Below are 26,330 nucleotides of genomic sequence, written 5' to 3'. Positions count from 1 at the left end.
ATGTAATCGGGACAGGGCTTTTTAAAAAGATGGAATTACGCAACGTACAACGGGTTTATTTGATTGGCATTGGCGGCATCGGCATGAGTGGCCTTGCACGCTATTTCTGTCATTTGGGCTGTATTGTTTGCGGCTATGATAAAACACCTACCGACCTTACCGACGCGCTGCGCCATGAGGGTATCCAGGTTGTTTTTGAAGATAATTGTGAACTTGTGCTAAAAAGTTTCCGCGACCTGGATGATAGTACGCTGGTAATTTACACGCCGGCTATCCCGAAAGATTCGGAGATCTTAGGCTTTTTCCAGAAGAAGAACTTTGTATTGTGGAAACGATCGCAGGTATTGGGGCTGATTAGCAAAGGCAAGTTTACTATTGGCGTAGCAGGTACGCATGGTAAAACCACTACCTCGTGCATGGTAGCGCATATCCTGAAAGATTCAGGTAAAGATTGCTCGGCATTTTTGGGTGGCATTGCTTCAAATTATGATACCAATGTATTGTTTGGCAATAATGATATTGTGGTTGTTGAAGCTGATGAGTATGACCGTTCGTTCCTGACCTTATACCCGGATATTGCTATTATAACATCAATGGATGCAGATCACCTGGATATTTATGGCGACCATGCACAACTGACCGAATCATTTAAACTGTACGCATCGCAAATAAAACCGGGCGGAACATTGATACATCGCCAGGGCTTACCGTTGGATGGCGGCTTTACCTACAGCATCAGTGAAACTGCCGATGCAATGGCGCAAAACATCCGTATTGAGAATGGTGATTTTTATTTCGATTTTAAAAGCGCCGGTGTAAGCATTGCCAACATTAAACTGGGTATTGCCGGTTTGCATAATATCGAAAATTCGGTTGCTGCTATTAAAGCGGCATTGCTGGTGGGTGTTTCTGCAGATGCTGTAAAAAGCGCGTTGGAATCATTCAGGGGTGTAAAACGCAGGTTTGAATATATCGTTAAAAATGATAACCATATTTATATAGATGATTACGCGCATCATCCGGAAGAGTTGAGGGCGGCTATTACATCGGTTAAAAAATTATATCCAAATAAAAAACTCACAACAATTTTTCAACCTCATTTATTTACCCGTACCCGCGATTTCGTGGACGGGTTTGCCGAGGTGTTGGATATGAGCGATGAACTAATACTGCTTGATATTTACCCGGCGCGCGAGCTGCCTATTGAAGGCGTATCCTCGGCCATGATAATGGACCGGATGAAATTAGCCAACAAACAAATATTAGGCAAGGAGGAAGCGATAGATAAAGTAAGATCAGATATGCCCGAACTGCTGCTAACAGTAGGGGCCGGCGATATTGATCAGTTAGTACAACCGTTAAAAAGTGCTTTAGAAAATGTTTAAGAAACCAATATGGCGCATACTCTTACTAAGCTTTACCTGGCTGATTTGCCTGGGTGGTTTGGTGGTGCTGATGAGTTTTATTGAAATTAAAAAAGCCGAAGTGGTTTGTAAGGACGTGAAAATTTACATCCCCGGCAGCCAGTATTTTATTGATAAAAAAGAGGTAGAGAACATTTTGCAGCTAAGCAGCTTTACGCTGGTGGGCCGCAAGATTGACAATATCAACCTGCATACTTTGGAAAACAGGCTAAAGGCTAACCCATTTATTGAGTATGCCAAAGTATATGCCGATATGGACGGAGTAGTTATGATAGAGATATCGCAGCGCCAACCTATTATGCGGGTTATGAACCAGTTTGATCAGGACTTTTATATTGATAAAAACGGGTTAAAAATCCCCCTGTCTGACAATTTTACCGCAAGGGTATTGGCCGTAAACGGATTTATTGACGAGCCTTTTGGTAATAAGGTAGATACTTTACACACGGCATTAGCGAAGGATCTTTTTAAAACGGTTTCGTTCATCAGGCAGGACTCCCTTTGGGATGCGCAGATCGCACAGATCTACGTAAATGCTGGCCATGAAATTGAATTGATCCCACGAGTTGGTAACCAACGCATCCTGTTAGGTAGCGCCGATTCGCTGGAGCTTAAATTTCATAACCTGATGGCATTTTACAAACAGGCATTACCGCAGGTTGGATGGGATGCTTATAAGGTGATTAATATTAAATACGCTAATCAAATAATAGGCATAAAAAATTCAAAGGCCGATTCACTAAGAATGAAAATAGCCGCCGACTCGCTTAAAATGCGGGCCGATACATCAAAAATTAAAAAAGACACATCTCTAATAAAACATTAATATGGATAAGAGTTCAACACAAGAAAAAAGTTCGCCAATTGTAGTGGGATTGGATATTGGTACCACAAAAATTTGCGCAATTGTTGGCCGCCGCAGCAAAAACGGTAAGATCGAAGTCCTGGGCATTGGCAAGGCCGAGTCTGCGGGTGTAACCCGTGGGGTAGTTTCAAATATCGACAAAACCGTACAGGGCATTACCGCTGCAGTTGATATCGCGGGTACGCAATCAAACGTAGAAATAAGGGTAGTTAATGTAGGTATTGCCGGGCAGCACATTAAAAGCTTGCAGCACCGCGGCCTAATAACGCGCAGGGACCTGCAATCAGAAATAAGCCGCAAGGATATCGATAAGCTTATTGAAGATATGTACAACCTGGTAATGCCTCCGGGCGAGGAGATCATCCACGTTTTACCGCAGGAGTTTACGGTTGATAGCGAACCGGGTGTTAAAGATCCTATTGGCATGGCGGGTGTGCGCCTTGAAGCCAATTTCCATATTATATCGGGACAGGTAACTGCCATTAAAAATATTGTTAAATGTGTTAACAAAGCCAATTTAGAGAGCCAGGAGCTAATCCTGGAGCCATTGGCATCATCTGAGTCGGTATTGAGCGATGAGGAAAAAGAAGCCGGTGTGGTATTGGTTGATATTGGTGGTGGTACTACAGATGTGGCCATCTTCCACGAAGGTATTATCCGCCATACTGCCGTTATCCCGTTTGGTGGTAACAGTGTTACCGAGGATATCCGCGAAGGCTGCTCGGTTATGCGAAACATTGCAGAGCAATTGAAAGTAAGGTTTGGATCAGCCTTAGCTGAAGAAAATAAGGAGAACGAAATTGTTTGTGTACCGGGTTTACGCGGACGCGAGCCAAAAGAGATCTCGATAAAAAACCTGGCCTTTGTTATCCAGGCAAGGATGGAGGAGATTGTAGAGCATGTGTATTATGAGATCAAATCATCCGGGTACGAAAAGAAATTAATTGCCGGTGTAGTTATAACCGGTGGTGGCGCGCAGCTTAAACATTTGCCGCAAATGGTTGAGTTTGTTACCGGGCTTGATTGCCGCGTAGGGTATCCTAATGAGCACCTGGCTAAAAACGAGGTGTTGCCTAAAAACGTTTACGAAGAGCTGCAAAGCCCAACTTTTGCTACAGGTATAGGCCTGTTGATAAAAGGTATCCAAAAAATGGAATACAACGGCCAGGTACAGGTACCTGTTGAAGCCCAGGAAGTAAAAGTAAAATACGGTGAGGATAAAAAGTTTGGTTTATTTGGTAAAATACTGGAAAGCGGAAAGAAATTTATTAAAGACGATATTAAGGACGAGGATTTTTTGAAGTAAAATAGCGGTACTTATCAACAACCTCTAACTTTTCCACATTATACACATTTGTGGAAAAAGGTTGTTGAAAAAGTGCTAATATTACAATGGTGAAATGTAAAATTCGTCAAATCACATATAGCTGAAAAACAAGGATTATGCAATTTGAGATGTTAAAAGAAAAGTCGTCAATCATCAAAGTTATTGGTGTTGGTGGCGGTGGTGGTAATGCAGTAAACCACATGTACAAGCAAGGTATTACGGGCGTAGACTTTATAATCTGTAACACTGATGCGCAAGCTTTGGAGTTAAGCCCTATCCCTAACAAAGTACAATTAGGTGCAAGTTTAACAGAAGGTATGGGCGCAGGCTCTATACCCGAGGTTGGTGCAAATTCGGCTATTGAAAATATTGACGATATAAAACAAATGCTTGGTGTAAATACCAAAATGTTGTTCATTACAGCAGGCATGGGTGGTGGTACCGGTACAGGCGCAAGCCCTATCATAGCCAAAGCCGCCCGCGAAATGGATATCCTTACCGTTGGTATTATAACTACCCCATTCTCTTTCGAAGGTAAACGCCGTAAAATGCAGGCTGATGCAGGTATGGAAGAGTTGAAAAAATATGTTGATTCATTCCTGGTAATATCAAACGACAGGCTGCGCCAGATCTTCGGTAACTTAACCTTAGGATCGGCATTTGCACAGGCTGATGATATTTTAACTACGGCAGCCAAAGGTATTGCAGAGATCATCACCTTACCGGGCTATATAAACGTCGACTTTAAAGATGTGCGCACTGTGATGAAAGACAGTGGCGTATCTATCATGGGCAGCAGCGCTGCCGAGGGCGAGAATCGTGCTTTACGTGCTGTGGAAGGTGCTTTATCATCACCATTATTGAAAGATAATGAGATAGAAGGCGCACGCTATATCCTGTTAAACATCAGCTCGGGCGAGAAGGAAGTAACTATGGATGAGGTAAGTATTATTACTGACTACATCCAGGAAGAAGCCGGCCTTGCCGCAGACCTGATATGGGGTAACTGCCGCGACGAGAATTTGGGTGATAAGCTATCAGTAACTATTATCGCTACCGGTTTCCAAACTAAAGACGAGCGCGAAAAAGAATACAGCAGCAAGAAAATTGTTAACATGCTGGTTCCTGATGCGCCGTTGGTTAGGCCTGTAAATGAGTTTATCAATCCTGTAAGTGAAGGCACTGCTGCCGAGCCTTACATGAAGGGCCAGCAGCCACAACCAAAAGAAGAGCAAAAACAAACCGGCTTATTCGATCTGTTTGCTGCCACACGTCCTGAAGACGCCGACGCTGAACCGGCAATGGTAAAATATAATTTCCAGGAAATAGATGAGCAGCCTATAGGCGAGCTTGAAAATGATTTGCCTGAATTTACCTTCAAGTTATCAGAACCTGAAATTGAAACTATAATAAATTTTGAAGCCGAGGTAGAGGAAGAAATAGTTGAGCCAACACCAGAGCCCGTTAGCGCCGACGAACATAAGACTGATGAGTCTATCGAAGAGCAATTGCGCAAATCCCGCGAACGCATTATGCGCTTAAAGGATCTGAGCATGAAATTGCGCAGCGGCAACATCCAGGAATTAGAGAATGTGCCGGCCTATAAACGTAAAGAAGTAGCTTTACAGGAAACCCCTGCATCAGACGAAAGCCAGGTATCGCGCTTTACTTTATTGCCCGACAGTGAAGGTAAAATAGAGATCCGCGACAGCAATTCATTCTTACACGATAATGTAGATTAATATCTGAGAGATGGTTTAGCGCATAGTTCATTATAAAAAGGAGATTCCGTTTGGTATCTCCTTTTTTATAAGATCATATCATGAACAATGATCTTCATCACTTAAAAAATCGTATAAAACCTTATATTTGCAAATTCGATAACGATAAATAGAGATAGTAGTTTGGATTTATTTGACAAAATTACGAGTAGCATGGGTGGTCCGTTGGGCCAGCATCAAAAATGGTCACATGGCTATTTTTCATACCCAAAGCTTGAGGGCGAGATTGGTCCGCACATGCAATTTAATGGTAAAGAGCATTTAGTGTGGAGTTTGAATAATTATTTAGGATTGGCAAATCATCCTGAAGTTAGAGCGGCTGATACACAAGCTGCTGCCGATTACGGAATGGCTTATCCAATGGGCGCCCGTATGATGTCGGGCAACTCAATCCACCACGAAGAATTGGAAGCCGACCTTGGAGAATTTGTAGGCAAGGAAGATGCCTACCTGTTAAATTATGGTTACCAGGGCATGGTGTCAATTATTGATTCTTTGGTTAACCGTAATGACGTTATTGTTTATGATGCCGAATCGCACGCCTGTATTATTGACGGCTTGCGGATGCATATGGGTAAACGTTTTGTTTACCAGCATAATGATTTGGAAAGCTGCCAAAAGCAACTGGAGCATGCAACACGTTTGGTTGAACAAAGCGGTGGCGGTATACTATTAATTACCGAGGGCGTGTTTGGCATGTCAGGCGCACAAGGTAAGTTAAAAGAAATCATCGCGCTTAAAGATAAATTTGATTTTAGGATACTGGTTGATGATGCGCATGGTTTTGGTACCATGGGTAAAACAGGCGCCGGTACGCACGAGGAGCAGGATTGCATTGAAGGTGTAGACGTGTACTTTGGCACCTTCGCTAAATCAATGGCGGGTATTGGTGCATTTGTTGCCGGCGATAAAACGGTGATTGATTATTTGCGCTATAACATGCGCTCGCAGATATTTGCTAAGGCATTGCCTATGCCAATGGTATTGGGCCTTAAAAAACGGTTTGAGCTGCTTAAATCGCAACCGCAACTGCGCAAAAATCTATGGAAGATCACTAAGGCTTTGCAAGCCGGATTAAAAGAGCGTGGGTTTGACTTAGGCGTTACCAATACCATGGTTACCCCTGTATTTTTAAAAGGCGACTTATACGAAGCCACCGCATTAACCCGCGACCTGCGCGAAAACTATGGTATATTTTGCTCAATTGTAATTTACCCGGTTATCCCTAAGGGGCTAATATTGTTAAGGTTGATCCCAACAGCAGCACATTCATTAGAAGATGTACAGCGCACCTTAGACGCGTACAGCGAAATGGGCGAGAAATTGAAAGCCGGTCACTATCGCGAAAATTTAACAGCGGTTTAGTTAAAATATCTTAACCCAAATAACCAATGCCATCTCTTACGGAGGTGGCATTTTTGTTAATATATTTTAAATATATTTATAATCAATTTCAATCAGAACCAATTTATGCGCTTATCTATTAAAACAACCATTATTACATGCCTTGTCTTGATGGTTGTATTACTTGTTCAATGCAATAGCTCAACCAATGATTCATCTTCATCAAATGCGTCCGGCCAATATAGTGCGGATGATGTAAGCAAAGGGCAAGCGCTGGCAGCTAACTACTGCCAAACCTGTCATAAATTGCCGGATCCTTCTTTATTAAGCAAAGCCACCTGGGAAAGACATGTGCTGCCTATTATGGGGATATACCTGGGCATTCCATCTGCTGCGCCTGCCAGCCTGGTAAATTCGCCGGATATTAATAAAGATTACATCCCGGTTACCCCCGTCATGGATGCTGAAAAATGGAAGCAAATAGTGGCCTATTACGTTACAAAATCTCCGGCACATATGCCCACGGTAAACAGGGCGGAGCCAATACACCAATTGCCTTTCTTTAAGATAGAGCCCGCAGCTGCCGAATGGGTTGGACCAAGAGCATTAACATCATATGTTAAAATAGATGAAAGTGTAAGCCCACACCGGCTTATTGTATTCGATGGCTTGGATAACAAACTGATTATCTTAAATGACAAGGCGCAAAAGTTAAATGCATTTAACTTAAATTACGCCATAGTAAATATGCTGTTCAAAAATAACCGGATTATTACAACTGTTATAGGGCCCAATTTGCAGGCAAATGATTTTAAGTACGGCAATATAACTGACATAGATATTGATAAGAAAGGGGTAGTTAGTTCAAAAGGTAAAGCTCTTTTTGAAGGATTGAACCGCCCGTTATCAGTTGATATAGCCGATCTTAACCATGATGGCAAACAAGATTACCTAATTACGCAGTTTGGTAAAATGGCCGGCAAACTAAGCTGGTTCGAGAAATCAGGAGATAAAATTGAGGAGCATGTATTAAGAAATAAGCCGGGGAGTTTAAAAACCATTTTTGATTATAGCAATAAGCTGGGCCCTGATATCTGGGCGCTTTTTGGCCAGGGTGATGAGGGTATTTTCTTATATACAAATGATGGCAAAGGCAACTTTGCCGAAAAAAAAGTATTAAGTTTCCCGCCATCATACGGCTCAATATCTTTTGATTTGGTTGATTTTAACGGCGACGGCTTTAAAGATATAATTTATGCTTGCGGCGATAATGCGGATTATAGCCAGATCTTAAAACCTTACCACGGTGTATATATTTATTTAAATGATGGCAAGAATAACTTTACCCAAAAGTATTTCTATCCAATTCGTGGGTGTAATAAAGTTATTGCTAAAGACTTTGACGGTGATGGAGACCCGGATATAGCTGCCATTAGCGAATACCCGGGCCACAAAACCCAGTGGGAGGCATTTGTGTACTTAGAGAATAAAGGAAACTTAAACTTCCAGGCTTATACCTTACCTAATGGTACTCCGTTTGCACGGGGGATGACTATGGATGCCGGGGATATAGACGGCGATGGAAAAACCGACCTGTTGCTGGGCGCCGGCTTTGCTGCCATGGATCCGGGTGATCCGCCTAAGCAGCCGTTATTTATAGTTTTAAAGAACATAAGCGGCAAGGCAAATAAAAAATAACAGGCAGAGCGCTAATAGCCCGGCTCAATTTGGTATCACTAACATATCAACCTAATAAAAGCAATATGCTATCATCTAATAAAGCAAACGTTATAGCATTACTTGTTTTGATGTGTATAATGCTTGTTCAATGCAATAGCTCAACTAATACATCCTCTTCACAAGGTACTTCCGGGCAATATAGTGCGGATGATATAAGTAAAGGGGAGGCGCTGGCCGCTACCTACTGTCAAACCTGCCATCAATTACCAAATCCTTCTTTATTAGGTAAAAACACCTGGCGAAATAGCGTATTGCCGCTTATGGGTTTATACCTGGGGGCTAAATACCATATCCCCGACAGTATTTTAACTTCTCAAACAGGTAATATGAGCTATCTGCCTCAAAAGCCTGGTATCGATTCTGTTGGGTGGCGGCAAATAGTTAGTTATTACGTTAGCAAAGCTCCCGAAAATTTACCTGTCCCGGATCGAGCTGAACCTAAAAGTGGATTGCCTTTTTTTAAGGTACTGCCTACACCTGCCGAATGGGTTTCTGGAAAATCATTAGCCTCATGTGTTAAAATTGACGAGAGCGTTACCCCCCACCGGCTTTTTGTAGCTGATGGTGTGCGCAACCGGTTAATAGTTTTAAATGATAAAATAAAAACAGTTAATTCATCGCTTATGGATGGCGCTATTGTAGATATGATGTTTAATAACAATAATATCACTGCAACATCTATTGGGGACGACTTATGGTCGACCAACGCGAAAAAAGGAACGGTTAAAGAAATCAACGTAGATAAAACCGGTAAGGTTGCAATGCAGGAAAGGCTTATTTTGGATAGGTTGGGCCGTCCGTTATCTACTGACATCGTAGATCTGAATATGGATGGAAAACTGGATTATCTGGTTACACAATTTGGTAAAATGACGGGCAGGCTAAGTTGGTTTGAAGAGCTGGGTGATAAGCATAAAGAACATATATTAAGAGAAAAGCCCGGTGCTATTCGTACGATCATTGATAATACTAACCCGGGCAAAATTCCATATATATGGGCGCTTTTTGCGCAGGGAGATGAGGGGATTTTTCAATATATAAACGATGGTAAGGGCAATTTTAAAGAAAAGCGGATATTAAGTTTCCCGCCATCATACGGTTCAAGCTATTTTGATATGATCGATTTTAATGGTGACGGATATAAAGATATTATTTACACCTGTGGCGACAATGGCGATTACAGCCAGACACCCAAACCCTATCACGGTATATATATCTATTTAAATGACGGGAAGGGCAATTTCGTAAATAAATTCTTCTATCCAATAAATGGATGCTACAAGGCTATAGCTAAAGATTTTGATGGTGACGGCGACCTTGATATAGCCACCATCAGCGCTTTCCCGGCAAGCAAATCAACCTGGGAGGCTTTTGTATATTTAGAAAATAAGGGAGGATTTAATTTTCAGGCTTATAAATTACCGCCCGGTACACCTTTCACCAAAGCATTAACGATGGATGCCGGGGATATAGATGGAGATGGAAAGACAGACCTGGTGCTGGGTAGCGGTTTTATCGCACCAGAGCCAGTTGGTGCCGCCCGGCAACCATTATTTATAGTTTTAAAGAACGTAAGTAAGGGCGGCAAAAAATAATGACTGTCGATTTTTATCATGATCGGTTGCCAATTATAACAGGCATTCTGTTAATTTAATAATATTATTTTTCAAGAAATTCTATTATAATATCAACAGGATAATAACCCTTAATCTTGTCCAAATGAGGGAATTATAAGTTTAACAGAAGTAGAAAAATGTGGAAAAAAACTCTGTTTAAACTATTTATAGGTATTTTTTTTTAAGCAAAAACATTTTAGCTTAGCTTTCGTATAACAATCACCCTAATAAAATATTAAAAGGAGCAATTAAATGAAAAAATTCAACGAAGTAAAATCTCTTATCGCGTCGCTTGAGGCGGATGCCGATAAGTTTTACAACAAGGGTAACAGTGCAGCCGGTACCCGCGTTCGCAAAGGGATGCAAGACCTTAAAAATCTGGCACAATCTATCCGCCTGGAAGTTCAGGAAGCTAAAAACAAAGCGTAGAGGCGTAGGCATTGCGTCTTTTACTACGCATGCAATATCTCTATTCATAAAACCCGGCTGCACGCAGCAGGGTTTTTTTATGCCGTAAATTTTTGGATCTCTTTAATAATTTGGCCGGCTGTATATTCGCTAACCTGTACCAATGGCAGGCGCACCGTATCTCCACAAATACCTAATTGTTTTAAGGCGGTTTTTACACCCGCGGGGCTGCTTTCAACAAAGCATAGGCGGGTAATGTCAATCAGGTCGAAGTGGCCTTTCTCTGCACCTTTAAAATCATGGTTTAAGCACTTGCGAATTACATCCGACGTTTGACGCGGCAAAGCGTTACCAACTACTGATATCACACCAACAGCGCCCAAAGCTATCATAGGCAAACTTATAGGGTCATCGCCTGATATCATCAGGAAATCCTGCGGCTTGTCGCGCATGATCTGGTTGATCTGGTCGAAATTGCCCGATGCTTCTTTGATGCCGATAATGTTTTTAAAATCGCGGGCCAGTCTAACCGTAGTATCGGCGCTTACGTTGCTGCCCGTACGGCTGGGCACGTTATAAAGTATAACAGGCAGTTTGGCATTTTGCGCAATGGCTTTATAATGCTGGTAAATACCTTCCTGCGTTGGTTTGTTATATTGCGGGCTTGCTGATAGTATAGCATTATAGCCGGGTATATCAAAAGCTTTAACCTGCTCAACTACCTCGGCGGTATTATTGCCGGCAATGCCGGCAACTAAATTTATACGGCCATTTACTACTTCGGCAGTAAATGCTAAAACCTTCTTCTTTTCGTCCTGACTTAATGTGGCGCTTTCGCCGGTTGTACCTAACGACACGATGTACTCCACACCGCCATCAATTAAATAATTGATCAGGGTTTTAAGCCCGTCATAATCCACTTGTCCGTCTGCAAGAAAAGGGGTAACAATAGCTATCCCGGTTCCGTAAAATTTGTTCATGTTTGTAGTAAAAGGCGCTAAGATAATATTTTTGGTCCATAGTCCATAGCCGATGGGCCGTAGCTGTTGGCAGCCGAGCCTGAATTATCTAAAACCCTATCCCCAATCTTATAGCCGAACGTACATTGTTACCGCTGTTATATGATTGACCGTAAAGTAGTTTTAAATTAAGATACTTAACGCCCACACCCATTTCATAATAATTTTTCAACTCTGGCGAGCTCAGGTAATTCAGATGAAAAATTTCCTGTAATTTAAGTTTCCTGAGCAATGGTATCTTGTTGGCAATAAAGCCCGAAAAATTGTGCTCGAAATGGGCCTCTATATATTCGGTACGGGTGCTGTAGGTATAATAATCAAGCAATAAGAAACTGGTTATACCACTACTGTAGAAAAGGCCCTCGTTGCCTTTAAAGTGGTTGTAATCTGTAAAATACAAACTATTACTGTTGATGAACTTACCTGCGCCAACATAGAACGAGGTGCGCCCGTACAACCCCATTGAGATATCTGTTTTGGAAATATCGGCAGAGATCTTGTCATAGTCCACATCCGATCCTAATACATTTTTTATACCCTTGGTGTAGGTAAAGCTAATGGTTGGATATTCTGACGGTAAGTAACGCCTGCCATTAGGGTAAGTCTCATAACGGTTGCTGAAATCATAGCTGCCATGCAAGCCTATTTTAAATGCCTGGTTTTGCTGAAACAAAGGCACATCTGCCGAAGGCACTAACGGGTTATTTGAGCTATAAGCCTTTGGGTTGTCCGAAAAACTATAAGACGACGTATTAGGCAACCAGTTACGGTTAGCGTATTCAACGCCGGCACTGGCCTTTAACCCGCCCGATATACGGCCCGATAATGACATCGATACAAATTGCTTTTGATATAGCTTTTGATAATTTTGCTTTGAAAACAAACTATGAACAGTGTTTGCCAGGGTGGTGATAGGCTGCAGGTTGTTCATATCCAATACTTCTGATCCCGCGTTAAAGCCAAATTGAAATTGTTTAACTGGGGCAATGATATTAATATCGCCGCTAAAAATATGGTTCGAAAAACCGTAACCGGCATTAGCTGCTAACCTAAAGAAACGGTTGTTTACCGTATCTATCATTTTGGTGAAGGCGGTTTTGTAGTAAAAAGCAAAACCCTGCACCGTGTTAAAGAAAATGTCGCTCAGCACCGGGTCTAAATGATAGTATTCCTTTTTATAACGATATCTTAGATCAACGCCGCCAAGCACCAGCGTAATAGGTTTAAACTTATTATTCACTTTATCTACCGAGTCGATATATTGCTTCGATTCTCGCTTTGCGGCCAGTACCTCTTTCTTTTTATAATCGGTTTTTTCTTCGGCGGTTAGCGGCACGGGGCGCTCCTGCTCCCAATAGGTGCTGTCTTTTTTGTTTACACCTTTACTGATACGCAGCACCTCGTTAAAATCCTTTTTGTTGAGCGTGGGCTCCAAGTTGTAATTTTTGTAAACCGATATAAAATAGCCACCAAACTTAAACCCCAAAAATCCCCCATTAAAATCAAAGCGAATGGTAGATGTCATCCACGCTTTATCGTTAACCGGTACAAACTGCTGGTTTATCCTTACGGTATCAACAATGCTGATATTAGCCTTTTTGGTGATGTATAAATTAAGGCCAACCAGGCGCCAGCTATCCTCCTGAATATAAATATACCCTTCGAAACAAGGATCATGCGCACGGCGTGGGATTACCTGAATCTTGTTAACCGTTTTGCCATTCTCCACACTCTCGCCTAACCATTTATAGTTGTAATAGAAAAAGGCATTTTCTGATAGCGGCGATATCAACGGCCTAAGGCTAATCTGGCCCCAGTCCTGGTAATTCTCATAAAAATTAACCTTCAGATCTGTAGCCCGGTTAAAGCTAAAGGCCCGGTTACTGCCCGATACTTTTGACGAGATCATTTCCTCGTGCACCTTATCAGGTGCCATGAAACTGTACTTTGATTGAGACTCTGACAGGTAAATTATCCCCCTGCGGTTCGAGTCGAGCCCCAGTTGTTTGCCTATCGAATTCATATCCCGCCCCAGGAATTTCCTGGGTGCATCCAATAGCTTTTGCAGACCCTTTATATAAACGTCAGCAGTATAAGCTTGTACTTCGTTAAGGTAAGTTTTACGCTTTTTTATAGCTTTGCGCATAATGGCAAAAGCAGGGTCCTTGCCGCCTATAACAACGGTTTGCAGCTGGTAAAACTCTATATTTAAAGTAACGTTTATGGTTTTAGACTGGCTGACATCAACCGTGCGGCTTTCCTGCTTATAACCAACGGCCTTGTATTGCAACACATATTTACCGGGTTTTAAGTTGATGGCATACTCGCCATCGCTGTTAGCCGATGCGCCCTGGGTAGTGTTTTGAATATACACGCTGGCAAACGGAACAGGCTTACCTACATCATCAATAACTTTACCGCTAACGGTAAATTGCTGTGCAAACGCACTGATATTAAAAGAGAGGAATAAGAGCCAGGTTAAAGCTAATCGCATACAGGAAACATGTTTGTACGAAGATGCATTTAATTAACAAAAGGTTGCAGGGCGATGATGTTAATTATTGTTAAAGTGTCCGTCCGCTAAGTAACCGGCACAAAACGGTAGACCAGACAAACTATCCAATCATCCCCATCAACTCTTCATCACTAATAATAGGGATGTTAAGCTTCTGCGCTTTCTCCAGCTTGGCCGGGCCCATATTGTCACCTGCTACAAGGTAGTTTAGCTTGGCTGATATACTGCTTAGTATCTTGCCACCGTTTTGCTCAATGATGTCTTTCAACTCATCGCGCGAGCGTTCAAAAGTGCCTGATATAACGAAGGTCTTGCCTGATAATGCTTCACTGGCTAATATAACCTCTTTTTCTTCGGCTACAAATTGAAGGCCCGAGGCTTTAAGCTTCTCTATCTCTTCGCGGTGTTGCGGGGTAGCAAAGTATTCGATTAAGCTGTGGGCAATACGTTCGCCAATTTCTTCGGCAACAATCAGCTCGTCAAGCGTGGCTGCCATCAGGTTGTCAATGGTTTTAAAATGGATGGTTAGCTTTTTGGCGACTGTTTCGCCAATATAGCGGATACCTAAGCCAAACAGCACTTTTTCGAAAGGCATTTGTTTAGATTTTTCTATACCCTCCAGCATATTGGTGATGGATTTCTCGCCGAATCGCTCCATCTGCTTCAACTCATCAATATGGTCGGCAAGTTTGTATAGGTCGCTTATATGGCGGATAAAGCCGCGTTGATATAAGGTTTCGATTGTCTCATCACCCAAACCATCAATATTCATGGCTTTGCGGCCAATGAAGTGCTGCATCTTGCCGGTTATCTGTGGCGGGCAGCCCTCATCGTTAGGGCAATAGAAAGCGGCTTCGCCTTCCTGGCGTTTAAGTGGTGTACCACAGGCAGGGCATTCGGTTATATAATCTATGGTAGCCGCTCCGGGTACGCGTTTCTCTAAATTTACCTCGATGATCTTTGGGATGATCTCGCCGCCTTTTTCAACAAAAACCCAGTCGCCTTTGTGCAGGTCAAGCCGCAGCATTTCGTTGGCGTTGTGCAGTGTGGCACGTTTTACGGTAGTGCCAGCAAGCAGTACGGGTTTAAGATTAGCTACAGGGGTAACCGCGCCGGTGCGGCCCACCTGGTAGGTTACGGCTAACAGCTCGGTTTGTACCTGCTCGGCTTTAAATTTATACGATATGGCCCAGCGTGGCGATTTGGCTGTGAAGCCCAATTCCTGCTGCTGGTTATAGCTGTTTACCTTAATAACAATGCCGTCTATATCATAGCTTAAGTGATGGCGCTTTTTATCCCACTCGGCTATAAAGCTTAATACGCAGTCTATATCGTTACACAGCCGGCTATGGTCATCAACATGGAAGCCCCATTGTTTAACGGCTTGCAGGCTCTCCCAATGCGTTTTAAACAAGGTCTTTTCGGTATATAAGCCGTATAGGAAGCAATCCAGCGGGCGCTTAGCTACCTCGGCGCTATCCTGCAGTTTAATGGTGCCCGATGCAAAGTTCCTCGGGTTGGCATAGGCAGGCTCGCCGTTATCTACGCGTTCCTGGTTCAGGCGTTCAAACGCTTTAAGGTGCATAAATACCTCGCCGCGGATCTCGAATTCGGCGGGGTAACCGCCGCCCTTTAGTTGTTTGGGGATGCTTTGTATGGTGCGTACGTTGGTGGTCACCTCGTCGCCCTGCACACCGTCACCACGGGTAACGGCGCGGGCAAGCTTACCGTCCTGGTACGTAAGGCTCATGGACAGGCCATCGAACTTCAGCTCACACACATACTCAAAATTGTCGCCTATAGCTTTGCGGATGCGTTGGTCGAAATCCAGCAGCTCCTGCTCGTTATAGGTATTACCTAACGATAACATGGGCCAGCGGTGCTTAACCGTTTTAAATTCTTTAGTGATAAAGCCGCCTACTTTTTGGGTGGGCGAATCAGGGTCCAGAAACTCGGGGAACTCTTTTTCGAGCGCCGTAAGGGCCTCTAATTTTTTATCGAACTCGAAATCAGATATAGCGGGCATAGCCAGTACATAGTAGTTGTAGCTATGCTGTTTAAGCGCTGCCGATAGGGTTTCTATTTGTTTTTTTGCTTCAGCCGGTGACATGCAACGAAGATAATAATTTGATTAATCTGCATAGCCCATTAGGCTAATATTATTATCGGTGGAAATTTTTTAGCCGAGATTTTAAACTTTTTTTATTTAAGGCTGTCTTTAGATTATAATTAACAGATACCATAGCGGCGGGTTTTAAACCCCATCGTTATAACTAAAACAAACACTATTATGAAAACATTAAGAAGAATTTTATTTGCATCGGCAGCATTAGTGCTGTTTGCAGCTGCCGACACCAGTGCACAAGTTGTAGTAAGAAGCCGTATGGTACATCACCGTACTGTAGTAACCACCCGCCCGGCACGCCCATCGGCCAATCATGTTTGGGTTGAAGGCGAATGGACCCCACAAGGCCGTACGTATGTTGAAAGCCGTGGCCATTGGGAACGTGCACCACGCCCGCGTGCGGTTTGGGTTGCCGGCCATTGGGACCGCCGCCCACGTGGTTATGTTTGGGTAGCCGGTCATTGGAATTAATAGACTGATTAATATTTAATAGAAGTGTCCGTCCGCTTCTGGAGCCTATGTGCTTCGGAGGGCGGACATTTTTTTTGTGGGTAACTTAATGATAGCTTATTAATGTTTGTCCGTTTTTCAAAACCTGTCCTGCCCCTTAGCGGACGGACAGATTTTTTAATAAGGGGATGTAAGCTAGAGTGTCCGACTGTTATTTTGGTGTCTGGGTCCCTTGCGGACGGACAAGCTTAATATATTAATTATTTGATAATCAATATATTATATGTATATTTGTATATAATTATTCTCACTTCCCGGTAATACAGCATTGCACAGCTAACCCTATATATAGTTATATAAGAAGGGGTGAAGGGGGGAGTGTATTTAAATTTCAAGATAAATTTAAAGTTTGAATTTTACCAGTGGGATGTATGGTTGATAGTTTTTACCACATAAAATACCACGTGGTAGGGAGTTATGATGGTAGACCTTGCGTTAAGGATGGAAGCGGATACTCCGAAGGAGTCCTTTGGACCGGCCTTGCGCTTAATGCCTGTGGCGTATAAGCGTACAGCCTGACCCGACAACGGAGGGTAACGCCCATGAAACCTTGTCCGTCCGCTAAGTTGCTGAACGCTAAAAAACGGATGGACAAGAGCTGGTAACCTTAAAAAGCATTTAAAAGTTTGTCTACTTGTCCTAACCTACAGCGGATACCTAACAGACGGACACCCACCATTATTAACTTATGAAATGTTTTTAATAATCGTATTATTGTTATAATGAAACGATTACTATCCAACCTAACCGTACAGGTTTTAATTGCAATTGTACTGGGCGTTATTGTAGGGCTTTATTTTAAGCCTTTTGCACCTACAGCGCAAATGATCAGCAAAATATTCATCAGCCTGATAACGATGCTGATCCCGTTTATCATATTCTTCACTATTGTGCTGGGTGTTGCCGGCATGAGCGATATGAAAAAGGTTGGCCGGGTAGGGGGTAAAGCGCTGCTTTACTTCGAGATAGTAACCACGTTTGCCTTGATAATTGGTGTAACCGTTGCCAACCTGGTTAAACCCGGCGCTGGCTTTAAGGCTACTGTTGCGTTTGATGACGCTAAACTGGCTACTTACCAAAAAGCGGCCTCTGAAATGCATTGGGGCGACTTTATCACCCACATTGTACCCAGCAATGCCATGAAAGCTTTTGCCGACGGCGATATTTTGCAGGTGCTTTTCTTCGCGATATTGTTTGGCTTCGGGCTAAGTAAAATGGGCGATAGCGGAAAGGTGGTTATTGATTTGTTTGATAAGATCTCGAAGGTATTCTTTAACATTATGCACATCGTAATGAAGGCTGCTCCTATAGGCGCCTTTGGCGGGATGGCGTATACCATAAGTACCTATGGCATAAAAACCCTGCAACCGCTGGCGTTGTTGATGGCATCGGTTTATATCACCATGGCGCTGTTTATTTTTGTGGTGCTTAACCTGGTATGCCGCATGTACAAATTTAGCTTATGGCAGTACTTAAAGCATATTAAGGAAGAGATACTGATCGTACTGGGTACCTCATCGTCTGAGCCTGCCCTGCCGGCCATGATGGAGAAGCTGGAGAAGTTTGGCTGCTCTAAGTCGGTAGTGGGGTTGGTTATTCCGGCAGGGTACTCGTTTAATTTGGATGGGACGACGATCTACCTGTCTATGTCGGTTATATTTTTGGCGCAGGTATTTAATATCCCGCTATCGTTAGGCCAGGAGCTAAGTATTATAGGTATATTAATGATAACCAGTAAAGGTGCGGCAGGTGTAACCGGCAGTGGCTTTATTGTACTAACATCAACCCTTGCCGCCATAAAGGTTATCCCGGTTGAGGGTGTGGCGATATTATTAGGGGTGGATAGGTTTATGTCGGAAGCAAGGGCGATTACTAACGTGATTGGGAATGGGGTGGCCACTATTGTTATTGCGAAGAGCGAGGGGGAGTTTAGCGCCCCTAACCCCCTAAAGGGGGAATAATAGTTTATTATTTAATAAGCGTATAAAAACTTTCGCTTTAAGCGGTTGGAGGAGCGAATTGTAAATTTTTTATAATAACTTAAAAAATTCCCCTTTAGAGGGTTAGGGGGCGAAAAATAATTTTAGCTTTGCGATATAAAAGAAAATCAAACCAATGAGTGTTCTCGTAAATAAAGATTCTAAAGTTATAGTTCAGGGTTTTACAGGTAATGAAGGTAGCTACCATGCATCGCAAATGATTGAGTATGGTACCCAGCTTGTTGGCGGTGTTACACCGGGCAAAGGTGGCCAAACTCACCTGGACCGCCCTGTATTTAACACCGTGGCCGATGCTGTTGCAAAAACCGGTGCCGATGTATCTATTATTTTCGTTCCGCCTGCATTTGCTGCCGACGCGATTATGGAAGCTGCCGAAGCGGGTATTAAAGTTATTGTATGTATCACCGAAGGTATCCCTACAAAGGATATGATAGCGGTTAAAGAATATTTGACAGACAAGGATAGCCGCTTAATAGGCCCTAACTGTCCGGGCATTATCACTGCCGACGAAAGCAAAATTGGTATTATGCCGGGCTTTATCTTTAAAAAAGGTAATGTGGGTGTAGTTTCAAAATCGGGCACGCTTACTTATGAGGCGGTTGACCAGGTTGTTAAAGCAGGTTTAGGTATCACCACTGCCATTGGTATAGGTGGCGACCCGATCATAGGCACGCCAACCAAAGAAGCGGTTGAACTGTTAATGAACGATCCTGAAACGCATGGCATTATTATGATAGGCGAGATAGGCGGCGGCATGGAAGCCGAAGCTGCACATTGGATTAAAGCAAATGGTACCAAACCTGTTGTGGGTTTCATCGCCGGCCAGACAGCGCCTCCGGGCCGCCGTATGGGCCACGCTGGTGCAATTGTTGGCGGTGCCGATGATACTGCCGCTGCAAAAATGAAGATCATGCGCGAGTGTGGTATCCGCGTTGTTGAGTCGCCAGCCGAGATAGGTGCTGCAATGGCAGAAGAACTGGCGAAGTTATAGTATGTCCCCTAACCCCTAAAGGGGAAAACCATATATATCATATATAAATCCTGGTCAGTTTGGCCGGGATTTTTTGTTGGCGGGAGATGAGGTAAGGTGTCCGTTGTTTCAAACTGTTTCATTCCCCGTGCGAACGAACACCCTTGTGATATTTTTTATTCACTTATTCACTTATTCAAAATCACTCATTAATTCCGTATCTTGGGTTATCCCAAACATGCAATCATGATCGCCAAAAAAATATCGCTCTATATCGCTTTATCAACCCTAAGTTGCTTAGCCTCTGCACAGTCTTACAGGCCCGCAAACTTTACGGACGCGGACAGGCTGGAAAAGATCGAATCGACCTACACTATAATAGATAAACTGTATAAAGACTTCGCCGAAGAAAACCACTGGCCGGGCATGGCTTATGGTATTGTGGTTGATGGTAAGCTGGTGCATAGCGGTGGCGTTGGCTATACCGATATCGCTGCTAAAATCCCGGCAGATAAGAGTTCTGATTTCCGGATAGCATCCATGACCAAAAGCTTAACCGCTATGGCTATATTAAAGCTGCGCGATGAAGGTAAATTAAAACTGGATGATCCGGCATATCTCTATATCCCCGAAATGAAGGGAATGAAATATTTAACTAAAGATGCTACCCCGGTTACCATTAAAAACCTGCTTACCCATACCGCAGGCTACCCCGAAGATAACCCCTGGGGCGACAGGCAACTGGCCGTTAGCGATGATGAATTGATAGCACTCTATAAAAAGGGGGTATCATTCTCTAATAATCCGGGGTTAAAATACGAGTACAGTAATTTAGGCTTCGCGACGCTGGGCTATATTATTAAAAAGGTATCGGGCAAAACTTACCAGGATTATATCACCCAATACATCTTAAACCCGCTGGGGATGACCCATACCTATTGGGAATATACCAAAGTGCCCAAAAATAAATTGGCTTTAGGCTATCGCTGGCTGGATGGCAAATGGGTTGAGCAGCCTTTACTGCACGACGGCGCTTATGGTGCCATGGGCGGCTTAATAACCACGATTGAGGATTTTAGTAAATACATGGCAGCGCATATGGATGCCTGGCCACCACGGGACGACGCGGAAACCCTACCTATAAAGCGCAGCTCTATCCGTGAAATGCAGTACCCGTGGGATGTAAATTATTTATCAGCTAATGCCAAAACCCCTACCGGCAGGCCATGCCCTAATGTTAGTGCCTATTGCTATGGTTTACGCTGGGCTAAAGATTGCGACAACCGAGTTTATGTAGGCCATACCGGTGGCTTACCGGGCTTTGGCAGCCAATGGAACATTATGCCCGATTATGGGGTAGGTGTAGTTGTTTTCGGTAATTTAACTTATGCCAATGCTGGTGCTATTAATAACCGGGTACTGGATACGCTGCTGGTGCTATCAGCTGTTAAGCCGCGCGCGCTGCCCGCATCAGCAATATTAAACCAACGCAAAGCCGACCTGCTGAAGGTGATCAGCAATTGGGATACGGCCAAGGCCAGCGGTATTTTTGCTGATAACTTCTTTATGGATTATTTCCCGGATAAGCTAAAAGCGGCTACCACAGAGGCTTTTGCCAAAGCAGGAAAGATAATAGCCGTAAGCGCTGTAGTTGCCGAGAACCAAATGCGTGGTTTCTTTATAATGCAGGGCGAAAGCGCCAACATTAAAGTAGCATTTACCCTGACGCCGGAAAGCCCGGGATTGATACAGGAATATCATTTGGATGGGGTGGTAAAATAGGTGGTTTCTTAACTTTTTGTAAAGACTTTTTCGGGTTGGTCAAACCTATGTAAACATCCATCTTCAAAACAAAATGTCCAGCCGTTTTGTCGTATCTTGTAGATAAGCGGACGGACAAAAGCATCCATCTGTGCAATCATAATAAAATCTGTGAAATCCAAACAATCATGAGCAACTACAATCAATTAACACCCGAAGAAGAATATATCATATTAAATAAAGGCACCGAGCGCCCTTTTACCGGCGAATTATTAAACAATAAAGCCGAAGGTTTATACGTTTGTAAACGCTGCGATACGCCGCTGTATACATCCGAAACTAAATTCGAATCGCATTGCGGCTGGCCAAGTTTTGATGACGAAATACCCGGTGCAGTAAAGCGCGTACCTGATGCGGACGGACACCGTGTTGAAATTGTGTGCAACAATTGCGGCGCCCACCTGGGCCACGTGTTTGAAGGCGAATATCTGACCCCAAAAAACACCCGCCACTGCGTTAATTCGTTATCGATGAAATTTGTCCCAAGGCCATAACAAAATTTTTCCCGATAAATTTAATTATTCGGCAATCTTGATTTAATGTGCTCTTAATCACCTATTTCTAATCTCCACAAAAAATTTGTTTATAACTTATAGGTGATGTGTATAACTATCACTAACAACCAAATTTTTCAAATCATATCTTTGAATTATAAGTTCTTTAAAGCTATCCAAATTATCGGCGATCCTTGTCGGTAAGAGCAAAAAAGAAGCCATTTACCAGCAGGTAAAAGGTGGATATATACACTGTTAAAAGTAGTCAAGTAGGGATTTGTGAGGGTGATTGTTTAGAGTAGTTAAGGTGATAATAATTTTTTATCATTCTTTAATAACAACTGCTCGGCGGCATTGTCGGCTAAAATTACCAGGGCAGCAAAAGAAAAAAAAGAAGAGTTAAAACAATAAAAGTTAATAAAACGCATGGCAGAAGAAACAGAATTATTATTAAAAGAGAACAAGGATCGTTTTGTTATTCTACCTATTAAGTATCCCGAAATTTGGGAGATGTATAAAAAATGCGAAGCAAGTTTCTGGACAGCCGAAGAAATTGACCTTTCTGATGATTTAAAACATTGGGAAGGCCTTAACCCGGGCGAAAAACATTTTATATCTCACATCCTGGCTTTCTTTGCTGCGAGTGACGGTATTGTAAATGAGAACCTTGCTGTGAACTTTATGAGCGAGGTGCAATTGCCTGAGGCCCGTTGCTTCTACGGTTTCCAGATCATGATGGAGAATATCCACTCTGAAACTTACGCTTTATTAATAGATACTTATATTAAAGATCCAACCGAAAAAGATCGTTTGTTCCACGCTATTGATACCGTGCCATGTGTAGGTAAAAAAGCGGAGTGGGCCTTACGCTGGATAAACAACGGATCGTTCGCCGAGCGCTTAATTGCTTTCGCGGCGGTTGAAGGGATCTTCTTCTCTGGCAGTTTCTGCTCTATCTTTTGGTTAAAGAAACGCGGCTTAATGCCGGGCTTAACTTTCAGCAACGAGTTAATATCCCGCGACGAAGGTATGCACTGCGAATTTGCCTGCTTGTTATACAGAATGTTGGATAACAAACTATCAAAAGAAGCTGCAACAGCTATCATTACCGATGCGGTTGAAATTGAAAAAGAATTTATCAGCGACGCGTTGCCGGTTAGTTTGATCGGGATGAATGCGAAGCTAATGAGCCAATATATTGAGTTTGTGGCCGACCGCTGGTTAGGCGAGCTGGGTTATGATAAAGTATACGGCGCAAGCAATCCGTTCGACTTTATGGAGATGATATCCCTGCAGGGCAAAACCAACTTCTTCGAGAAGCGGGTAGGTGATTACCAAAAAAGCGGTGTGTTAAACACAGGCGGGGGCGATAATAAAGGATTCTCGTTAGACGAAGATTTTTAGAAGAAGTATCAAGTAGTTAGTATCAAGTAACAAGAGTGATATTGCTACAACAGAACAAACAGCTAATGTCTTACTACTTGATCCTAGCTACTAAATACTAAAAGATAATATCCAGTTAAGTAAATAAATATTAAACCGGTTGGTTCCAGTCCAGCCATTAAATGCCAAAATTATGTTCGTAGTAAAAAGAGACGGTAAGCAAGAAACTGTAAAATTTGACAAAATAACCGCACGGATCGAGAAACTGTGCTATGGTTTAAATCCCGCGTTGGTTGACCCGGTTGATGTAGCTAAAAAAGTAATTGAAGGTTTATTTGATGGGGTAACCACATCAGAGCTGGATAACCTTGCTGCCGAGACGGCCGCGTCATTAACTACCAAGCACCCTGATTACGCGTTACTGGCATCGCGTATAGCTGTTTCTAATTTACATAAAAACACCATCAAATCGTTTTCAGAAACGATGCGCAACCTGCATCAATATGTCGACCCTAAAACCGGCAAAAATGCTGCTTTACTGGCTGACGATGTTTACGATATAATTCAAAGAAATGCTGAAGAACTGGATAGCAGCATTATTTACGATCGCGACTTTGGTTTTGATTATTTTGGCTTTAAAACCTTAGAGAAATCATACTTATTAAAACTGGATGGTAAAATTGCCGAACGCCCGCAGCATTTGTTTATGCGTGTATCGGTAGGTATCCATAAAGAAGATATTGCCAGCGCAATAAAAACTTATAACCTGATGAGCGAGCGTTGGTTCACCCACGCTACACCTACATTGTTTAACGCAGGTACGCCAAAACCACAAATGTCATCATGCTTTCTGTTAACCATGAAGGATGACAGCATCGATGGTATCTATGATACATTAAAACAAACTGCTAAAATTTCACAAAGCGCAGGTGGTATCGGCTTAAGTATCCACAATGTGCGTGCTACAGGTTCATACATCAGCGGTACTAATGGCACCAGCAATGGTATCATCCCAATGCTGCGTGTGTTTAATGATACTGCACGTTATGTAGACCAGGGCGGTGGCAAGCGTAAAGGCGCTTTCGCTATCTACTTAGAGCCTTGGCATGCTGATATATTCGAGTTCCTTGACCTGCGTAAAAACCACGGTAAAGAAGAAATGCGCGCACGCGATTTGTTCTACGCACTTTGGGTAAGCGATTTGTTTATGCAACGCGTTGAAGCTAACGAGGACTGGAGCTTATTCTGCCCACATGAAGCACCGGGATTAGCTGATTGCCATGGTAAAGAATTTGAAAAACTATACAAACGTTACGAGAAAGAGGGCCGTGCCCGCAAGGTGATAAAAGCACAGGAGCTTTGGTTTGCTGTACTGGACGCCCAGGTAGAAACCGGTACACCGTACTTGTTGTATAAAGATGCTGCCAACGCAAAATCGAACCAGCAAAACCTGGGTACTATAAAAAGTTCAAACTTATGTACCGAGATCCTGGAGTACACATCTAAGGATGAGATAGCTGTTTGTAATTTGGCATCATTAGCATTGCCACGTTATGTACGTGACGGCTCTTTTGATCACGAGAAATTGTATGAAGTAACTTACCAGGCTACTTTAAACCTGAACAAGATCATCGATAATAACTACTACCCGGTTAAAGAGGCTGAGTACTCAAACCTGCGTCACCGCCCTATTGGTTTAGGTGTACAAGGTTTGGCTGATGCTTTCATACTATTGCGTATGCCGTTTGAAAGCCCAGAGGCTAAACAACTGAACATAGAGATCTTTGAAACCATTTACTTTGCTGCCATGACCGCGTCTAAAGACCTGGCTATTGCAGAAGGTGCTTACGAAACCTTTAAAGGTTCACCACTATCAAAAGGACAATTTCAGTTTGATTTATGGAAAGTAAAACCTACAAGCGGCCGTTGGGATTGGGAAAACCTGCGCTTAGATGTAATGAACCATGGCGTGCGTAACTCGTTATTAGTAGCGCCTATGCCAACTGCATCAACTTCACAGATATTGGGTAACAACGAGTGCTTTGAGCCATATACCTCAAACATTTACACCCGCCGTGTATTAAGCGGCGAGTTTGTGATTGTAAACAAACACTTGCTGCGCGATTTAGTAAACCTTGGTTTATGGGATGGCAGCATGAAAGATAAGATCATCACTGCAAATGGTTCGGTACAAGACATTGCCGAAATTCCGCAGGAATTGAAGGACCTGTACAAAACTGTTTGGGAGATCAAGATGCGCGATATCATTGATATGGCTGCTGATCGTGGCGCTTACATTTGCCAGTCGCAATCGCTTAACCTGTTCATCAACTCGCCAAATGCTTCTAAATTGACTTCAATGCACTTCTACGCATGGAAAAAAGGTTTAAAAACAGGCATGTACTATCTGCGTACACAAGCAGCATCGCAAGCGGTTAAATTTACAGTTGAGAACCAGGGCGGTAAAAACATGGATGCAGTAATACCGGAAATAGTTAACCAGGTAGCGGACGAAATACCTGCCGGCCCATCTTGCTCAATGGAAGAAGGCTGCGTTACTTGCTCGGCATAAGTCGGGAAGTCCGAAAGACCGGAAGTCCGAAAGTTTGACATTGTGTCAAGCTTTCGGACTTTTTTATTTTCTACCTTTATGCTTTCGGACTTCCGGTCTTCCCGACTTCCGGACTATAAAAATGAACACCAAACACGAAATAATATCCTGCGACCGCTGCGGTACCGGCATTGAATGTAAGGCAAATTCTTACACCAAATGCCAGTGCAGCGTAGTACAGTTGAGTTTAAACGAGGTGCAATACATCAGCGAGAATTATGAAGGTTGTATGTGTGCCAAGTGTTTGTTGGAATTGCAGGGGGAATATAGGGAAGCGATGGGGATAAGCGCTTAACAAACCCAACCCCGCCTTGTCATCTCGACGAGGAACGAGGAGAGATCCATACACGCGTTTCGCCTTGCATATGTATAGATTT

The 26,330-nt window shown here is 43.1% G+C and carries 19 protein-coding genes; 16 read left to right on the top strand and 3 right to left on the bottom strand.

Going from position 1 to position 26,330, the window contains the following annotated elements; all coding sequences use genetic code 11:
* The first annotated feature begins 29 nt into the window (after positions 1-29).
* The 8 genes from murC (at position 30) to ABIB50_RS20190 (ending at position 10,526) form a co-directional block, all read left to right on the top strand.
* Positions 30-1,385, top strand: coding sequence for a UDP-N-acetylmuramate--L-alanine ligase (gene murC / locus ABIB50_RS20225; protein ID WP_429382726.1), 1,356 nt, complete (start codon positions 30-32; stop codon positions 1,383-1,385).
* Entirely contained in the window at positions 1,378-2,250 is an 873-nt protein-coding gene (locus tag ABIB50_RS20220; protein WP_429382724.1) for a cell division protein FtsQ/DivIB, read from the top strand. The genes murC and ABIB50_RS20220 overlap by 8 nt, the downstream gene beginning before the upstream one ends.
* 1 nt (position 2,251) lies before the next feature.
* Positions 2,252-3,595: a cell division protein FtsA gene (gene ftsA, locus ABIB50_RS20215; RefSeq protein WP_429382722.1), complete on the top strand. Its 1,344-nt coding sequence runs from the start codon at positions 2,252-2,254 to the stop codon at positions 3,593-3,595.
* A 137-nt stretch (positions 3,596-3,732) separates the two neighbouring features.
* The gene (gene ftsZ / locus ABIB50_RS20210; RefSeq protein WP_429382720.1) at positions 3,733-5,358 is read left to right on the top strand and encodes a cell division protein FtsZ; all 1,626 of its coding nucleotides are present in this window, start codon (positions 3,733-3,735) and stop codon (positions 5,356-5,358) included.
* Positions 5,359-5,520: 162 nt separating this feature from the next.
* Positions 5,521-6,762 (top strand): aminotransferase class I/II-fold pyridoxal phosphate-dependent enzyme, encoded by a 1,242-nt coding sequence (locus ABIB50_RS20205; RefSeq protein WP_429382718.1) that lies wholly within the window; start codon positions 5,521-5,523, stop codon positions 6,760-6,762.
* 150 nt (positions 6,763-6,912) lie between these two features.
* Positions 6,913-8,439, top strand: coding sequence for an FG-GAP repeat domain-containing protein (locus tag ABIB50_RS20200; protein WP_429382716.1), 1,527 nt, complete (start codon positions 6,913-6,915; stop codon positions 8,437-8,439).
* 119 nt (positions 8,440-8,558) lie between these two features.
* Positions 8,559-10,076 (top strand): FG-GAP repeat domain-containing protein, encoded by a 1,518-nt coding sequence (locus tag ABIB50_RS20195; protein WP_429382714.1) that lies wholly within the window; start codon positions 8,559-8,561, stop codon positions 10,074-10,076.
* A gap of 273 nt (positions 10,077-10,349) precedes the next feature.
* Positions 10,350-10,526 carry a histone H1 gene (locus ABIB50_RS20190; RefSeq protein ID WP_429382712.1) on the top strand — a complete coding sequence of 59 codons (177 nt, stop codon included), beginning with the start codon at positions 10,350-10,352 and terminating at the stop codon, positions 10,524-10,526.
* 77 nt (positions 10,527-10,603) lie between these two features.
* Here the strand turns inward: ABIB50_RS20190 and dapA are convergent, their stop codons facing one another.
* The 3 genes from dapA to ligA all read right to left on the bottom strand — a co-directional run bounded on the left by dapA (position 10,604) and on the right by ligA (position 16,149).
* Positions 10,604-11,485 (bottom strand): 4-hydroxy-tetrahydrodipicolinate synthase, encoded by an 882-nt coding sequence (gene dapA, locus ABIB50_RS20185; protein ID WP_429382710.1) that lies wholly within the window; start codon positions 11,483-11,485, stop codon positions 10,604-10,606.
* Positions 11,486-11,573: 88 nt separating this feature from the next.
* Positions 11,574-14,018: a DUF5686 and carboxypeptidase regulatory-like domain-containing protein gene (locus ABIB50_RS20180; RefSeq protein WP_429382708.1), complete on the bottom strand. Its 2,445-nt coding sequence runs from the start codon at positions 14,016-14,018 to the stop codon at positions 11,574-11,576.
* A 121-nt stretch (positions 14,019-14,139) separates the two neighbouring features.
* Positions 14,140-16,149, bottom strand: coding sequence for an NAD-dependent DNA ligase LigA (gene ligA, locus ABIB50_RS20175; protein WP_429382706.1), 2,010 nt, complete (start codon positions 16,147-16,149; stop codon positions 14,140-14,142).
* 180 nt (positions 16,150-16,329) lie between these two features.
* On the opposite strand from ligA, the gene ABIB50_RS20170 reads away from it, so the two are divergent.
* The 8 genes from ABIB50_RS20170 to ABIB50_RS20135 all read left to right on the top strand — a co-directional run bounded on the left by ABIB50_RS20170 (position 16,330) and on the right by ABIB50_RS20135 (position 26,248).
* Positions 16,330-16,635, top strand: a complete 306-nt coding sequence (locus tag ABIB50_RS20170; protein WP_429382705.1) for a hypothetical protein — start codon at positions 16,330-16,332, stop codon at positions 16,633-16,635.
* Positions 16,636-17,396: 761 nt separating this feature from the next.
* Positions 17,397-18,635 (top strand): C4-dicarboxylate transporter DctA, encoded by a 1,239-nt coding sequence (dctA, locus tag ABIB50_RS20165; protein WP_429382703.1) that lies wholly within the window; start codon positions 17,397-17,399, stop codon positions 18,633-18,635.
* A gap of 154 nt (positions 18,636-18,789) precedes the next feature.
* Positions 18,790-19,665, top strand: a complete 876-nt coding sequence (gene sucD / locus ABIB50_RS20160) for a succinate--CoA ligase subunit alpha (protein ID WP_429382701.1) — start codon at positions 18,790-18,792, stop codon at positions 19,663-19,665.
* 225 nt (positions 19,666-19,890) lie between these two features.
* Positions 19,891-21,426: a serine hydrolase domain-containing protein gene (locus ABIB50_RS20155; RefSeq protein ID WP_429382699.1), complete on the top strand. Its 1,536-nt coding sequence runs from the start codon at positions 19,891-19,893 to the stop codon at positions 21,424-21,426.
* Between the two features lie 122 nt (positions 21,427-21,548).
* Complete coding sequence (locus tag ABIB50_RS20150) at positions 21,549-21,959, top strand: methionine-R-sulfoxide reductase (protein ID WP_429383089.1); 411 nt, start codon at positions 21,549-21,551, stop codon at positions 21,957-21,959.
* 426 nt (positions 21,960-22,385) lie between these two features.
* Positions 22,386-23,363: a ribonucleoside-diphosphate reductase small subunit gene (locus ABIB50_RS20145; protein ID WP_429382697.1), complete on the top strand. Its 978-nt coding sequence runs from the start codon at positions 22,386-22,388 to the stop codon at positions 23,361-23,363.
* 172 nt (positions 23,364-23,535) lie between these two features.
* Positions 23,536-25,914 carry a ribonucleoside-diphosphate reductase subunit alpha gene (locus tag ABIB50_RS20140; RefSeq protein WP_429382695.1) on the top strand — a complete coding sequence of 793 codons (2,379 nt, stop codon included), beginning with the start codon at positions 23,536-23,538 and terminating at the stop codon, positions 25,912-25,914.
* Positions 25,915-26,035: 121 nt separating this feature from the next.
* Positions 26,036-26,248, top strand: a complete 213-nt coding sequence (locus tag ABIB50_RS20135; protein ID WP_429382693.1) for a cysteine-rich CWC family protein — start codon at positions 26,036-26,038, stop codon at positions 26,246-26,248.
* Positions 26,249-26,330: the final 82 nt, after the last annotated feature.

The organism is Mucilaginibacter sp. UYCu711, from assembly GCF_050433825.1.
Taxonomy (GTDB): Bacteria; Bacteroidota; Bacteroidia; order Sphingobacteriales; family Sphingobacteriaceae; genus Mucilaginibacter.
The sequence above is the reverse complement of the archived record's forward strand: the minus strand, read 5'-3'. Positions and strand labels throughout refer to the sequence as shown.